The organism is Rhizobium sp. NLR8a (assembly GCF_019685235.1).
Taxonomy (GTDB): Bacteria; Pseudomonadota; Alphaproteobacteria; order Rhizobiales; family Rhizobiaceae; genus Rhizobium.
Genome location: NZ_JABDWI010000011.1, coordinates 75,898 through 89,423 on the forward strand (window position 1 = coordinate 75,898; position 13,526 = coordinate 89,423).

Annotated in this window: 15 protein-coding genes; 7 read left to right on the plus strand and 8 right to left on the minus strand. The window is 60.6% G+C overall.

Annotation, left to right across the window (positions count from 1 at the left end; translation table 11 throughout):
• Window positions 1–41: 41 nt before the first annotated feature.
• Entirely contained in the window at window positions 42–515 is a 474-nt protein-coding gene (locus HJC04_RS21455; RefSeq protein ID WP_221147035.1) for an NUDIX domain-containing protein, read from the minus strand.
• 97 nt (window positions 516–612) lie between these two features.
• Between HJC04_RS21455 and HJC04_RS21460 the strand changes: the two genes are divergently transcribed.
• The 4 genes from HJC04_RS21460 to HJC04_RS21475 all read left to right on the plus strand — a co-directional run bounded on the left by HJC04_RS21460 (window position 613) and on the right by HJC04_RS21475 (window position 3,134).
• Window positions 613–1,434 (plus strand): DUF1206 domain-containing protein, encoded by an 822-nt coding sequence (locus tag HJC04_RS21460; protein WP_210632010.1) that lies wholly within the window; start codon window positions 613–615, stop codon window positions 1,432–1,434.
• A 42-nt stretch (window positions 1,435–1,476) separates the two neighbouring features.
• Window positions 1,477–1,974 (plus strand): metallophosphoesterase family protein, encoded by a 498-nt coding sequence (locus tag HJC04_RS21465; protein ID WP_210632011.1) that lies wholly within the window; start codon window positions 1,477–1,479, stop codon window positions 1,972–1,974.
• Window positions 1,974–2,516, plus strand: a complete 543-nt coding sequence (locus tag HJC04_RS21470) for a GXWXG domain-containing protein (RefSeq protein WP_210632179.1) — start codon at window positions 1,974–1,976, stop codon at window positions 2,514–2,516. The genes HJC04_RS21465 and HJC04_RS21470 overlap by 1 nt, the downstream gene beginning before the upstream one ends.
• 99 nt (window positions 2,517–2,615) lie before the next feature.
• The gene (locus HJC04_RS21475; RefSeq protein ID WP_210632012.1) at window positions 2,616–3,134 is read left to right on the plus strand and encodes a hypothetical protein; all 519 of its coding nucleotides are present in this window, start codon (window positions 2,616–2,618) and stop codon (window positions 3,132–3,134) included.
• Between the two features lie 47 nt (window positions 3,135–3,181).
• Here the strand turns inward: HJC04_RS21475 and HJC04_RS21480 are convergent, their stop codons facing one another.
• From HJC04_RS21480 to HJC04_RS21490, 3 genes are all read right to left on the minus strand, one after another.
• A complete protein-coding gene (locus HJC04_RS21480; protein WP_221147161.1) occupies window positions 3,182–3,367 on the minus strand; it encodes a hypothetical protein in 186 nt (61 codons plus the stop codon).
• Window positions 3,368–3,468: 101 nt separating this feature from the next.
• On the minus strand, window positions 3,469–3,825 hold the full coding sequence (locus HJC04_RS21485; protein ID WP_221147036.1) for a response regulator: 357 nt from the start codon (window positions 3,823–3,825) through the stop codon (window positions 3,469–3,471).
• Window positions 3,822–5,516: a sensor histidine kinase gene (locus HJC04_RS21490; protein ID WP_221147037.1), complete on the minus strand. Its 1,695-nt coding sequence runs from the start codon at window positions 5,514–5,516 to the stop codon at window positions 3,822–3,824. The genes HJC04_RS21485 and HJC04_RS21490 overlap by 4 nt, the downstream gene beginning before the upstream one ends.
• Before the next feature lie 152 nt (window positions 5,517–5,668).
• On the opposite strand from HJC04_RS21490, the gene HJC04_RS21495 reads away from it, so the two are divergent.
• Window positions 5,669–6,967 (plus strand): GGDEF domain-containing protein, encoded by a 1,299-nt coding sequence (locus HJC04_RS21495; RefSeq protein ID WP_210632015.1) that lies wholly within the window; start codon window positions 5,669–5,671, stop codon window positions 6,965–6,967.
• Between the two features lie 111 nt (window positions 6,968–7,078).
• Here the strand turns inward: HJC04_RS21495 and HJC04_RS21500 are convergent, their stop codons facing one another.
• Together HJC04_RS21500 and HJC04_RS21505 are read right to left on the minus strand one after the other, a co-directional pair.
• Entirely contained in the window at window positions 7,079–7,279 is a 201-nt protein-coding gene (locus tag HJC04_RS21500) for a hypothetical protein (RefSeq protein WP_221147038.1), read from the minus strand.
• Between the two features lie 337 nt (window positions 7,280–7,616).
• Complete coding sequence (locus tag HJC04_RS21505; protein WP_221147039.1) at window positions 7,617–8,798, minus strand: MFS transporter; 1,182 nt, start codon at window positions 8,796–8,798, stop codon at window positions 7,617–7,619.
• 155 nt (window positions 8,799–8,953) lie between these two features.
• Between HJC04_RS21505 and HJC04_RS21510 the strand changes: the two genes are divergently transcribed.
• Both HJC04_RS21510 and HJC04_RS21515 read left to right on the plus strand, forming a co-directional pair.
• The gene (locus tag HJC04_RS21510) at window positions 8,954–9,868 is read left to right on the plus strand and encodes a LysR family transcriptional regulator (RefSeq protein WP_221147040.1); all 915 of its coding nucleotides are present in this window, start codon (window positions 8,954–8,956) and stop codon (window positions 9,866–9,868) included.
• Between the two features lie 779 nt (window positions 9,869–10,647).
• Window positions 10,648–11,286 carry a hypothetical protein gene (locus HJC04_RS21515; RefSeq protein WP_221147162.1) on the plus strand — a complete coding sequence of 213 codons (639 nt, stop codon included), beginning with the start codon at window positions 10,648–10,650 and terminating at the stop codon, window positions 11,284–11,286.
• A 99-nt stretch (window positions 11,287–11,385) separates the two neighbouring features.
• On the opposite strand, the gene HJC04_RS21520 is transcribed toward HJC04_RS21515, so the two are convergent.
• Window positions 11,386–12,984, minus strand: coding sequence for an MFS transporter (locus tag HJC04_RS21520; RefSeq protein WP_221147041.1), 1,599 nt, complete (start codon window positions 12,982–12,984; stop codon window positions 11,386–11,388).
• On the minus strand, window positions 12,981–13,424 hold the full coding sequence (locus tag HJC04_RS21525) for a DoxX family protein (RefSeq protein WP_210632020.1): 444 nt from the start codon (window positions 13,422–13,424) through the stop codon (window positions 12,981–12,983). Before HJC04_RS21525 ends, HJC04_RS21520 begins: the two co-directional genes overlap by 4 nt.
• Window positions 13,425–13,526 lie beyond the last annotated feature (102 nt).

The following is a 13,526-nucleotide window of genomic DNA, read 5'->3' on the forward strand; positions in this document are numbered from 1 at the left end:
GCCTCGGCTTGTCGAAGCAGAATCATGGCTGAGACTCCGGTTCACTGGTCTCGACCGAGCTGCGTAACGAGATCGGCAAGCATGGGGAGCTGGCCCTTGAGAATTTTGATCTCAGCTTCTGGGGTAGGAAACCATCCCGCGCGATCGACCTCGGGAAAAGCCTGGATGCGGCCCGATCGTGGTGGCCATTCGATCTGAAACTCCGAACTCCGCACCGTCTCGACATCAAGCGCCGCGTTCGCCTCCACCGACCAGACGACCACCACTTTTCCGCCGGGTTGGCGATATTCACCGAGCGGGGCGAAGCTTCCTTGAATTTCGACGCCGAGCTCCTCCTGCGCCTCCCGGATCGCTGCCGACAATTCGTCTTCGCCGGCTTCGATCAAACCTTTCGGAATAGACCATGCGCCCTCGTCCTTCTTCGCCCAGAAGGGACCGCCGGGATGGACGAGCAGGACCTCCAGCCTCGTCTCGCAAAGGCGGTAGATGAGAAGCCCGGCGCTACGGACCGGCATCGACAACCCCCTCAATGATCATGGTCTTTCCTCGATGACAACTTTCCACGCGGTGGCGCGTTAGAGGTGACAGCCACACAGACGCGCGGAGAATATCATGCCCAAAGAATTTCGTTTCGACCTGCTTGCCAAGAGCGGCTATGTGGCGCGCGGCGTCGTATTCCTCCTTGTGGCGGGCCTCGCCCTCTTTTCCGGCGTCGCCGGGGGGAAGCCGGAAACGAAGTCGGCACTTTCGACGCTTCTCGCACAGCCCTTCGGCCGCGTCTGGGTTGGTCTCATCGGCATCGGACTTCTCGGTTTCGTCGCCTGGCGACTGGCGCAGTCGCTCGCCGACAGCGACGGCCATGGCCGCGACGCCAAGGCCATCGCCATCCGCACGGTTTTCTTCGGCAGCGCCGTCGTCTATCTCGGCCTTGCCGGTTATGCGCTGGGTCACGCACTCTTCAGCGGCGGCGGGAGCCAGCAATCTGGTGAGAAAGGGTTGGCAGAATGGATCATGTCGCAGCCGTTCGGCGCCTATCTTGCCGTAGCCGTCGGCCTCGGCTTCATCATCGGCGGGGTCGTGACGGCAGCCAAGGGCATCAGCAAGAAATTCGAGCGCTATCTCAGACTTGCGGACGTCAGCGGCGTGGTGACCTCGGTCTGCGTATACGGCCTCGTCGCCCGCGGCGTCGTCTTCGTGATCATCGGAATCTTCTTCGCCTATGCAGGGTTTCGCGTTGATCCTCAGCAGGCAGGCAGCATGGCGGACGCGCTCGAATGGGTGAGACAGCTTCCTTTCGGCTCGATCCTCTATATCGCCGTCGCAATCGGACTGGCGGCCTTCGGGATCTATAACCTCGTCGAAGCGCGCTATCGCGTCGTGCACAGCCCGTCCTTTGATGACGTCAAGCAATCGATCCCCACCCCTGGCCATTAGCAAACGGCTTCCCAAGCGGGCGGGCTGCGCCATCTCTGTCAAATGATCTACTTCACCGGCGATACCCATTTTGCAGATCCCCGCGTCCTTCGCATCGACCGACGCCCCTTTCCCGACATGACGTCGCATGACGTGACCCTGATCCGCAACTGGAACGAGATTATTGGTCCGCAGGACGACATCTGGCATCTCGGTGACTTCATGTCGTCTCGCGGCGGGGACTGTGATCAGCTCCTTTCGATGCTGAACGGGCGAAAGCACCTGATCATTGGGAATAATGATCCCGCGACGACGACGGCGGCGAGGGGATGGACAAGTATTCAGCACTACAGCGAGATGACGCTGGACGATCATCTGCTGATCCTGTGCCATTATCCGTTCCGCACCTGGAACAAGATGGGTAAGAAGTCGATCAATCTGCACGGACATTCCCACGGTCGCCTCAAGCCCCTGCCCCGCCAGTACGATGTGGGCGTCGATGCGCAGGGCCTCAGGCCGGTGTCGCTGCAAGCCCTGTTGTCAACGAAGGCGGGGTCATGATGCCGCTGAAGAGCGCTAAGCGACAGGACGAAATGACAGCCTGGTTTTCCTCGCTGGCGCCGGTCCAGCCGACCGAGATGCTCGGCCTGTGGCGAGGTGCGGGCATCCCATCGGATCACCCGCTCGACGGTGTTCTCGAGAACCTCGGCTGGTTCGGGAAGCGGTTTCACGTCGACATGCGCGCGGACGCCCTCCTCTTTCAGTGGCGGTCGGATCGGCTGGTGGCGATCGACCCCGGCATTTTTCCGATCAGCCTGGCCATCAAGGCGGCGCCGTTCGGCCGCACTCGGATCGCCCGGAACTGGTTCTCCTATCTGCAGAAGGCGCTCCGGGCGCGGGGTACGACCGCGTCGCTGAAGCTTCGGACCTTCGATAACCTCACCACAGCTGCTATGATCTACGACAGGCAGCCAATCGCCGACTATTTCCGCAGGACGGGAGACGACGAGGTCGCTGGTATGATGTTCGTCGACGGCGATGCCCGTCGTTATTTCTTCAAGCTCCGGAGAATCGATGCGGCGTCGAGGCGATGGAGTGAATGAGGCGAGAAAGCAGGCTGCCGCCGCAATGGTTGCACGAAGCCTGCGGGGGGAACAATCTGCTCCGCTCAGGTGTTAGGCCATGCAACCCGGGGGGATCTCATGCGTGCTGCTCTGATCGCGACTTTGCTCTCGCTCTCCTGCCTGCCGGCCAAGGCAACAGCGTCGGAGGCTGGATTTCTACAGTCTTTGGGCGGGGACTGGAGCGGAACCGGAATGGTGCTGACCAAGATAGGCGGCCCGAATCTCAAAGTCTCCTGCACCCTTCGATCCGACGCAGGTACATCGGCCGTCTCGATGAGCGGGACGTGTCGCGGCCTTGCGGTTTTCACCAGAACCTTCTCCGCGACCGTAAAGGCCGCCGGAGAGCGTTATACCGGCAATTACGTGGGACCATCAGGACTGCCGTCGAAGCTTGCAGGGAATAGGAAAGGCGCCGCCCTCAACCTGCGGGTGACTTGGGCGCGGCTGATCAACGGGGACCGAGACGCAGTGCTACTGATCGAAAAAATCGGGCAGAACAGGCTTCGACTGCAGACTGTCGACAAAGACCCTGCTTCCGGCCAGCCGGTCATCACCAGCCGCATCGATTTGCAGCGGCCTTCCCTGGCGGAAAGATAGTCGATCGGGCCGCTGGCCAGAGCGGAGTGACGACTCGATCGTCGCCTTCAGTGCTTCTTGGCGCGATGATCGCCGCGGTCGCCCTCTCCGGGCTTCGCATCATTTTTCGCCCGGCGTCGCTTGTCTGCCGAGAGCGAGCGGCTGACCTCGACCGACTCGGTAAAGCGACCCTGATCATCGCGACGGACGTAGCGCTTGTCGGTGCCTGTATCGATGAGTTCGCGTTTGGACATGGTGGTCTCCTTGTTGAAGCAGGGAAAACGCGCGAGATTCCAAAAGGATGCATCGACCAGCACCATTTCCAGTCGCGCAGATGATGCCGTGGCTCGCAGCCCTACGCGGCCATGCTGACGAGCGCATTGGTAAGCTGCCTGGTATCATAGGGCTTGGAGAAGAAGACGCCGCGCTCGGGCAAAGCATCCGCCTCCGGCTGCTTCATGCCGGAGACGATGATGATTTCCACGGGCGGCCAGCGATCACGGACCGCCTTTGCCAGCATCAAGCCATCCATGCTTCCCGGCATGTCGATATCGGTAAACAGGATCCGTATGCCGGGCACTCTTTCGAAAAGCATGAGCGCCTCGTCGGCATTGTGTGCCTCGAGCGCCTCAAGGCCTGCCTCCTCGACGATGGCGACCGCCATCATCAGCAGCAGAGCTTCGTCCTCGACCACGACTACCTTGTTTTTCATGTCTGGCTCGTATGCTTTACGTCCGGGCTCAGAGGGTCAACTTCGCCTTTGGCAACCGGTTCCGCGATCGAAAATATTACTTGGAAGACGAGGCCTTCGCTCCGGTAGTCCGCGCGGGATCGCGCCTGCGCCTTTGACGGGAAGGCACGTTCTATCAGCACCGAGCCGAAGCCTTTTTTCGTCGGCGTCGAGACCGGCGGTCCGCCGGCTTCCGTCCACAGAAGCAGGACGCGTCCATCCTCGTGCTTCCATTCGATGCTGACCGTTCCATTTTCGCTTCCGAGGCTTCCATATTTGGTTGCATTGGTCGCCAGCTCATGAATCACGAGCGAGAGCGGCAGGGCGGTGTCCGCCGGGAGAACCACATCCGGTCCGTCGAGATGAATGCGCTCGGCTTGCGAGGCGACATGCGCTCGCAGGGCTGCGGAGAGGATATCCCGAATGGGCGAAGCCGACCCCTCCCGCGACAGGATGAGGTCATAGGTGCCGGCGAGGGCTGCGAGCCTCTCGGCGAAGGAACCGTATCTCTCCGGATCGGACCGCGAAAAGGTTTGTCTGGCAATCGCCTGCACGAGCGTAAAGCCATTCTTGACGCGATGCGCCAGTTCGCGGACGAGAAGGCTCCGCTCCTCCTCCGCCTGCTGATTTTGCCGCCTGCGCTCTTCGAGTTCGTCGAGCAGCCGATCGAAGGTTGCGCCGACGATCCCCAGCTCGTCCGGTCCCGTCATGCCGGTCCGCGCCGTCGTTTGGCCGCTGCGCCAGCTTTCCATCACATCGGCGATCCTCGAGATCGGTATCAGGATGAAGCGGTTACCGATAAAGATCGCGGCGACGAAGGCGAAAAGCGCACCGCCGATGATGGCGAGCGTATTCATCAGTGTCGCCCGGTCGATCGGGGCGAAGACCTCCGTTTTCGAGAAGCCGGCGCTGACATAGAGGGGGTTGGAAGGCAAGGCTATCGGGCGATAACCGAGGATGCGCGCTGTTCCGTCCCGGCCGGTGGTCTCGATGACATCAGGCTGTTCGGCGTGGATCAGCCGTTGGTATTCCTCGGGCATAACCGTACCGACGAACTGTTCGGGAGAGGGAACGTGGGCAATGATAGTCCCTTTGGCGTCGGCGATCGTCACCGCATTGCCGGGAGCAATCCCGCGCTCGGTGATGCGATTCTGCAGCCAGTCCAGCCGGATTCCGCTGATGACGATGGCCTTGATGGTATCGCCTTCCATCAGTGGCATCGCGAGCGGCAGCACAGGGCGATCGGAAAGGCGGCTCTGCGTATAGGTGCCGACGACGAAGTCCTTGGTCTCCAGAGTCTGCCGGAAGTAATCGCGGTCGGAAAACATCACACCCTGTGGAAACGCCATGCTTCCGCAGATGGGATGCCCATCGAGGCCGGCGACGAAGATGGTGCGGATGTTGGGGATGCTTTCGACAACCGATTTCAGTGCATCGTTGCAAGCCTGGACGTCGAGATGCCGGACGGAAGGCATGGCGGATACGGCGACGAGAAGGGCGTGCAGACCCTCGATAATCCGCTCGACTTCCGACGAGGCTTGCCTCGCCGCCTGCGCCGCGGAGGCACGCACTTCCTCGTTGCGCTGATGGCGAAGCGCGACTTCGTTGTAGACGAGCATCGCAACCACCGGCGCCAGCGCCGCGACCGCAACTGCAACCAGTTTGAGCTTCATCCTGCCCCCTCTCGGAAAAGAGTTGGTAGCATGATCGAGACGATCCGGCCCAGACCGCGCGCGCAATCTTGTTTACAAAATATCAACATACGAATCCCGATGCGAGTGCGTAAGCCTTGCCGAGCTTTGCATCGCGGCTAGTTAAACCAGAGATGAGTGATGCCAAAAGCACTTCCTCTGAAATCTCTGCAGCCGGGTCTGTGCCGCCACGGCCGTTGACCGGCGCAATGGTCGATGAGGTCGAACGTCTTTTATCGGGCCGAACCCGCGATATCCGCCTGACGGGCGAACTGCGCCGCCGTTTTGAGGAAAGGCTGTGGCGGCAAACGGCGAAGGTCATCCGCTCCTGGATGATTTGGGTCGCATTTGTCGATGTTCTAACGCTGGCGCTGAACGCCCTCCTGCTTCCCCGGCAGATCGTTCTGTCGATGATTGCGCCCGCCTGCGTTTTGCCGCCGGCAGCAATCTTCACCGCGGTCGTCTGGAACAAGCCGCGGCCGGCGGCCGTTCAGCGGGCGTCGCTGCTTGTGGGAATGTCCCTCATTCTCCTCTCGGTCGGGCTCGTCGGCGTTTTTGCCGGCGGCGAATTTTACGAGCGGCATTTGAGCATCATGTTGTTCGTCGCGACGAGCGCAATCACCATCTTCAGCGTGCCGCTGGCCTGGACGACCGCAATCGCCTGTTATGCCCTTTGTCTCTACTTCATCCTTCAATGGCACAACCCGCTCTTGGAGGCGGGCAGTGTCGTCGCCGCGACCCTTTTCTTTTCCTGTGGGATCATCGCGACGGTGGTCGCCAGGCGAACGATGAATATCCTGGCGCAGAAGACATTTCTTCTGGACTGCAGGGATCAACGCCGTGTCGCGGAGCTGGCCGACGCGAACGCCCGATTGGAGCGGCTGGCCAGAACCGATCCGTTGACCGGAATCGCCAATCGCCGTTGGATGATGGAAACCCTCGAGGGCCTGTGGCGCAACGGCCGCGAAACCGGCGTCGTCGCGGCCATGCTGATGTGCGACATCGATCACTTCAAAGCCCTGAACGATCGGCTTGGCCACAGCGAAGGCGATCGCTGCCTCGTCAAGGTTGCCGGCATCATCCAGAGCTGCGTGCGCGCCGATCGCGATCTCGTCTCGCGACATGGCGGCGAGGAGTTTCTCATCGTGCTTCCGGATGTCGATGAAGAAGAGGCCGTCGCAGTCGCCAGGCGAATACGCGAGAGCGTGGAAGCGGCCGCCCTGCCGAACCCGGCCTCCAGCGTTGGGCCCTCGGTGACGCTCAGCGTCGGCGTGGCGTTCAAGTCGGCTGTCGACACGGATGTTTCGTTGGCCAGCCTCCAGCACGAAGCCGACATGGCGCTTTATCGCGCCAAGGAAGCCGGACGCAACCAGGTCTCGATCTTTCGTCGTCCGCCTGCTGTCGGGCAGGCCGCCGCACGACGCCAAGGGTAGCGGATAGGCAGATCGATCAGAGCTCCTTCTCCCGAACAATCATCCAGCCCGCAGCCGACATAATCGACGATCGCGGGAAGGCCGGGTCTATGGCCACTCGGGTGATCGAGATCATCGGATCACCAGGATCAATACCATTGCGAAGGCGCAGATGAAGCCGGTGACGCTCAAGCCGAGCGTCAAATATTCGGCTGCCTTTTGCCCGTGAGGACCAAGCTCCACGTTTCCAAGCACCGCCGCGAAGCCTCCGGCTAACCAGCTCGCCAACGTCAATATGCCGAGGAGAAGCGCCCAATGTGTTGCTGTGTCCATCGTCTTGCTCCCGTTACGGCTAGTTTTCCTCGCAAGGGAAACGCTCCTGCGCGTCTGATCAGTAACCACGTAGCCGCCGTTTTGTTTCCGTGCGGTATCTGCATTTCGTCCAAAGCCGCCAACCAGTTCTTCGGCCAGGCAGCGATCGTCTCAAAACCACGCCCGTTGATCGCCAGCGGCCGAGAAACGAAATTTCGCCCCCCGGGCGTCAGGCCTCCTCCGGCTAGCTGATGCGGTCAAGCGCGGAAAACTGGCCCGCGTTCAACGTAGACATGGGAATTCTCCTGGGTGAGATCCGATAGGTGCGACCCGGCGCCCAACGCGCCGGGTCGCTGTGTTAGGCTGTCTTCAGGGCCGGAACCGCGCGACGGTCGAGAGCGCTGCTCCACATGGTCAGCAACAGAGCGATGACAACCAGGATGGCACCAACCCAAGGGGTCGCACCTAGCCCAAGCGGGGATTCCACGACCAGACCGCCCAGCCATGCGCCGATCGCGATGCCTAGATTGAAGGCGGCAATATTGAGAGCCGATGCGACATCCACGGCACCCGGACGGTGTTCTTTGGCCAGTTTGACGACATAGAGCTGGAGGCCCGGCACGTTGCCGAACTGAAGGAACCCGAGCGCAGCAAGGGTGACGATCGCCAGAACCGGCGAGGCCGCGGTAAAGGTCAAGATGACAAGGACAATGGCCTGCAAGATGAACAGACCGATCAATGCCTTGACCGGGTTAAGGTTGGCGATCCTGCCGCCGGCAATGTTGCCGATTGCGATTGCGATGCCGTAGAGAACCAGAATAAGGCTGACGCTCTCCTCGGAGAAGCCGGTGATTTCCTGCAGGATTGGCGCCAGGAAGGTGAAGGCGACGAAGGTGCCGCCGTAGCCAAGCGCTGTCATTGCGAAGACGATCAGCAGACGGCCGGAGCCAAGAACGCGAAGCTGATCGAGCAGGCTTGCCGGCGGCGCCTTTTTGAGCGTGTGCGGCAATAGGGCTGCAATGGCGAGGAAGGCGATGACGCCGAGTGCGGCAACGGCCCAGAAGGTCGCGCGCCAACCGAGGATCTGGCCAATATAGGTGCCGAGTGGAACGCCGGTGATGATGGCAACTGTCAGGCCCATGAACATCATGGCAATGGCCGAAGCGCGGCGGTTCTCCGGCACGAGATCGGCGGCAATGGTCGAGCCGACCGAGAAGAACACGCCATGGGCGAAGGCGGCGATCACCCGGGCCACAAGCAGCAGATCGTAGCCCGGCGACAACGCCGCGATTGTATTGCCAACGATGAACAAGGCCATCAAGCCGAGCAGCAACGGCTTTCTCTCGATCTTGCCGGTGAGCGCCGTCAGGATCGGCGCGCCAAAGGTGACGCCGAGCGCATAGACGCTGACGATAAGCCCTGCAAGCGGCAGGGTAATGTTGAGGTCTGTGGCAACGGTCGGCAAAAGACCGACAATCACGAATTCTGTGGTACCGATCGCATAGGCCGCGATCGTCAAGGCGAAGATTGCTAAAGGCATAATAAATTCCTCTCCGCTCGCCGTTAAGGTGGCGGGTTGCAAAGACAGCAGCGCTGTCAGACGAAGTTGTTGACCGCAATATGATTGAAGGGGACTCTCGTGATAATTGGCACTATTGAACAATCAGATTTGAATTGAATTCACAGGACAGAACGATGGATAATCGCGCTGGTGAAATGGAAGTATTTGTAAGTGCGGCGGAATTGCAGAGTTTTTCGGCGGCCGGACGGCGCCTGAAGCTTTCGCCCTCGGCGGTGAGCAAGCTTGTCACCAGAATTGAGGACCGGCTCGGGACCCGACTACTCGTCCGCTCAACCCGCACGATGACGCTCACGCCGGAAGGCGAAATTTATCTGGAGAGAGCCCGACGAATCCTGGCCGACATTGCGGAGACTGAACGGATCATCGCGTCTGGCGGAAAAATGGTGCCGCGAGGGATTCTCAGGGTCAATTCCTCCGTTGGCTTTGGCGAACGCTATCTCCTCCCGCTCGTCCCGAAGTTCCTCAAACTCTATTCCGAAGTGCAACTCGACATATCACTCACGGACGGCGTCATTGGCTTGATCGAAGAGCGGACCGATGTTGCGATCCGTTCAGGCCCCATGGAAGATTCATCACTGAAAGCCCGAAAACTCCTTGAGAGCCGGCGCGTCATTGTTGCATCTCACGCCTATCTGGATGCCCATGGCAGACCAAAGACACCGGCCGATCTCGCTGGCCACAATTGCCTGACTTTCAATTTCCGCCGAACACTCAACGAGTGGCCGTTCCGAGCGCCGGGATCGACCGAGATGTATCGGTTGCCCGTATCCGGCAACAGCGCGGTCAACAGCGGAATGGCCATACGCAGGCTGTGCCTTGCCGGCGTTGGTTTGGCCCGGATCGGCCAATTCCATGTGGAGCCAGAGATCGACGCTGGGTTACTCGTTCCCGTGCTGGAAGACTACAATCCTGAAGACATCGAATTGATCCACGCAGTATTCGCCGGGTACGAGCACCTCGCAGCCCGCATTCGCGCTTTCATAGATTTCCTTGCGGAAAATGTCGGCAAAGATCGTTCGCCGGAATAGATCATCTGAAACTCGCGAAAGGTAAGTTTCAAATACATGGTCTACCCTAAAATACGGCATCAAGCCTGACCGCTTTTGCCCAGCTGCCGAGTGGCGACGTCCGCCAGTCTGTTCTCGCGGATCTCGGCCGACCCAATCTCAGGCCTATGCCGAAGCAAGTCGGTTGTGCATTCTCGAGCGGCTAATATTCCCACCGCCGCCCATCTGTCGCTTGCCCTAAACCCTGACCATACGCTTGCCGGGATTTGGACCCCGTTTCCGGCGTGGGCGTCTTTCTGTTGATTGGCGCCTCTACTGCCCTATTCAAGCGAGGGGAAGACAACGACCGGCAATCGGTTGTCCTGTCACGGTACGGGCGATCCTCTCGAGTGTCCGACCTACTGCACGTCAGCGGCTTGGCCCCCGGCTTTCTGCCTAGGTTGCGGGCATTCCTTACACCGCAGATTTCAAGGGCGCCCGTCAACGTGGACATAGACTCGAGGGAGTTGGTCGGAGCCTCGGCGATGTCCTCAATGGCCGCGTTCTTAGGGTAAAACCCGTCAATGCAGTACGAAGTCAAGCCGATCAAATCGCTGGCCGATGGCGGTGGAAGGACTTGAGCGGCCCCGCCGCTTTAAAGTGGGTGATCCCTCACGGCAGGATGGGTGCCATGGCTAACAGAACGGACACATAGGCCCTGGTGGATCAAGCAAAATCGCCCGAATGTGCGAAGCGCCAAGGGCGGGCATCGGACAGGCAGCCGGTTGACGCTCGCCGCTTCCGGCCCCATCTGCTCAGGTATGCCCAACACGAAGACGAAAAATAAGAGCGATGATCCCGAGCTGATCAGGGAGTGGTCACTCCCCGTGGCGGCGACGCTCGGATCGGCTGTCAGGGTGAAGGGAATCCTGCAAGAGGTCCGGTCTCGCCTGCCTCCCGCGGTCAGAAAGTCGCTGAATATGCAGTCGGGCGAGCTCACCCTGGTCATGGCGGAGTCTTCGAAGACAGCGTTTCGCGCGACCTCGTCGATTGTAACCGAAGCGCTGCAGGATATCGCCAAGCTTCCGATCATTCCTCGCGAGATCGAGGACATCCTGGGGATAACGACCTCTGAAAGGAAGCCTTGGTTGGAGGACGGGCGTCTTCCAAGCGCTGGAACGAGAACCGTCCGGCTTCAGGGTCGAGCGCGGCGGATCACCTTCCACGTATTCAACCCACGGATTGTCGAAGACCTGCTCGACCGCGGGGCCGTGGACGAATGGCGTGAAGAAGACGCAAGGACGAAGGCAGAAAACCGCAGACGCGCCGCCTATCATGCGAAGCTGACGCGTTCACTGAAGAAACAAGAAAAAGTCAAACAGGCTGATGCGAACGCTGACGACGCCGCGACCGGGCTGAGCGGTTGGGACGAGTTCGGCAGCGAAGGCCTGCTGTGGTAGGATTGGCGGCAATCGCAGCGGCAATTGACCGCTGCGGTTGCCTAGCTTGCCAATCGATCTGGCGGCGGCCGCCGTAGCTGCCACCTCCATACCGCTGTGTCATGCCGCCGCGGACCGGTTGATTGTCAAGAAGTGCCGGACGACGGGTTTCTCAGGACCGGCATGGTAAGCCAGAACCTTCCCCTGCAGATCGGCGTCGGCGTTCGAGACCCGCTTGTGCTGACGAAGATGTTCAGCCCAGGATTCCACCATGAACCACTCGACGATCTTCTCAGGGTTCGCCGAGTCCTCAGTGACACCCCATCCGTAGGCACCATCGCGGCGCCGCTCCCTGGAAAGATGTTCGATTGCGTGCAGGAAGGCTGTGCGGTGCTGTTTCTCGACCTTGTACTCGATCAGGATCAGCACCGGGCCGCGGTCATGGGCGATCGGTTCGGCAACAAGCGGCTCCGGCCAGTGGTTGGACGGCACCAGGTCGGCATCGCCTGAGGGAAGCTTAACTCGGTGCATGATGGACCCGGCGATGAGCAAGCCGGCAGCTCCGATGAGCAAGGTCGACTGGATGCCGACAGCTTCGCCGACAGCACCCCAGCCGAGGCTTCCTACAGTCATCGCACCGTTGAAGACGGTCAGATAGACAGCAAGACCACGACCACGCACCCAGTTCGGGAGCACAGCCTGGGCGGTGCCGTTGAGCGTCGTCAGCGCCGTGATCCACGCTCCCCCGAGGAAAAGGAGGACGATGATCGCAACCCACTTTGGTGGAGCGAGAGCAAGCAGACCCATGACGGCTGCTGTGACAAGCGCGGCGCCGAGAAGCAGTCCGTCCGAGCTCAAGCGTTCACGCAGCTTCGGCATCACCAAGGCTCCGCCGATCGCACCAGCACCGACCGCACCAAGCAGGATGCCGTAGAAGCTCGCATCACCACCGAGGAGTTGGCGGGCAACGAGCGGAAGTAGAGCCCAGACTGCGCTGGCGAAGGCAAAGAAGATCGCCGCCCGCATAAGCACGACATGCAGCGGCTCGCTCGCGCGGGTGTAACGGAGGCCAGCTCGGAACGCACCGAAGAAGTTCTCCTGAAGCGCATCGTTGGAGTTCGTTGCCCGCGGCCACCAGACAAGAGCTGCGATCACGAAGATATAGCTGACCACGTCCGCACCATAGGTGATCCCCGCTCCAAAGGCTGCGAGAAGCAGGCCGCCCGCGGCAGGGCCAATCGAGCGGGCGATGTTGATGCCCAGCGAGTTCAGCGCCACTGCGCTCTTCACGTCGCCGCGCTTCACGAGTTCCGGCACTATCGCCTGCCAGGTGGGCCCCATCAGCGCAGCACCGATCCCGCCGAGGAATGTGAGACCGATCAGCGCGCTGACGGAAAGCATGCCCGTCTGAGAGAGAACCATCAGCGCCATGCTGACAGAGGCGAGTAGCACCTGCACGGCAATCAGGAACTTGCGGCGATCGAGGATGTCGGTCAGAACGCCTGCGGGGATGGCAAGCAGGAAGATCGGCAGGGTTCCAGCAGCCTGGACCATCGCGACCGCAGCCGGCGATGCGGACAGATCCGTCATCAACCAGGAGCTTGCGACATCGCGCATGAAGCTTCCGGTGTTACCAATAACGGTCGCGATCCAGAGGACAGCGAACACAGGCTGTGCGAGGGGCGCGAAGGTTCCCCCGGGTGACTTTGCGGCGCTCATTTGCCGGCTCCCTTGGTGAGGTCGAATGCTGTAACGAAGACGAATGCGCCTGCGAGGCCGAGGTGCTCGAAGAAGGCATTGGTGGCCATGATGCGGTCAATCCCAGGCGCCATCTCCCAGAAGCGAAGGGCGATGAAGGTTGCAAGTACGGTGAAGCCTGAAAGCGCAAGCGCGCCCGCCCAGCGCAGGAAACCCGAGATCACCATGGCGGAGGCCGTCAGCTCGAATACGATCACGGCGATCGCGAAGAACGCGGCGGGATGCAGACCGAAATGATCCATCTCAGCCAGTGCACCGTTGAAGTCGAAGATCTTGGTGAGCGGACCCTGGATGTAGGCTGCGCAAAGAGCCAGCAGCGACGCCGTCCGCACCACAGGCGATCCGACGACGCCTGCGACGCGGCTCCGGATTGGATTGGATGATTGAGATTGGTAGGTCATGTCGGCTCCTGTATGTTCGACGCGAGCGGCTGTGTTGCTGGAGCGATATTGGCTGGTTATGGCATTGCCAACAATTGCGGCAATAGTTTCGATTTAATTGCA

Excerpts from the sequence above, each read along its gene's own strand:
- HJC04_RS21465 (WP_210632011.1), top strand. The coding sequence starts at position 1,477 with ATGATCTACTTCACCGGCGATACCCATTTTGCAGATCCCCGCGTCCTT.
- HJC04_RS21485 (WP_221147036.1), bottom strand. The coding sequence starts at position 3,825 with ATGAAAAACAAGGTAGTCGTGGTCGAGGACGAAGCTCTGCTGCTGATG.
- HJC04_RS21470 (WP_210632179.1), top strand. The coding sequence starts at position 1,974 with ATGCCGCTGAAGAGCGCTAAGCGACAGGACGAAATGACAGCCTGGTTT.
- HJC04_RS21525 (WP_210632020.1), bottom strand. The coding sequence starts at position 13,424 with ATGACCTACCAATCTCAATCATCCAATCCAATCCGGAGCCGCGTCGCA.
- HJC04_RS21500 (WP_221147038.1), bottom strand. The coding sequence starts at position 7,279 with ATGGACACAGCAACACATTGGGCGCTTCTCCTCGGCATATTGACGTTG.
- HJC04_RS21495 (WP_210632015.1), top strand. The coding sequence starts at position 5,669 with ATGAGTGATGCCAAAAGCACTTCCTCTGAAATCTCTGCAGCCGGGTCT.
- HJC04_RS21460 (WP_210632010.1), top strand. The coding sequence starts at position 613 with ATGCCCAAAGAATTTCGTTTCGACCTGCTTGCCAAGAGCGGCTATGTG.
- HJC04_RS21510 (WP_221147040.1), top strand. The coding sequence starts at position 8,954 with ATGGATAATCGCGCTGGTGAAATGGAAGTATTTGTAAGTGCGGCGGAA.
- HJC04_RS21475 (WP_210632012.1), top strand. The coding sequence starts at position 2,616 with ATGCGTGCTGCTCTGATCGCGACTTTGCTCTCGCTCTCCTGCCTGCCG.
- HJC04_RS21490 (WP_221147037.1), bottom strand. The coding sequence starts at position 5,516 with ATGAAGCTCAAACTGGTTGCAGTTGCGGTCGCGGCGCTGGCGCCGGTG.
- HJC04_RS21505 (WP_221147039.1), bottom strand. The coding sequence starts at position 8,798 with ATGCCTTTAGCAATCTTCGCCTTGACGATCGCGGCCTATGCGATCGGT.
- HJC04_RS21480 (WP_221147161.1), bottom strand. The coding sequence starts at position 3,367 with ATGTCCAAACGCGAACTCATCGATACAGGCACCGACAAGCGCTACGTC.
- HJC04_RS21455 (WP_221147035.1), bottom strand. The coding sequence starts at position 515 with ATGCCGGTCCGTAGCGCCGGGCTTCTCATCTACCGCCTTTGCGAGACG.
- HJC04_RS21515 (WP_221147162.1), top strand. The coding sequence starts at position 10,648 with ATGCCCAACACGAAGACGAAAAATAAGAGCGATGATCCCGAGCTGATC.
- HJC04_RS21520 (WP_221147041.1), bottom strand. The coding sequence starts at position 12,984 with ATGAGCGCCGCAAAGTCACCCGGGGGAACCTTCGCGCCCCTCGCACAG.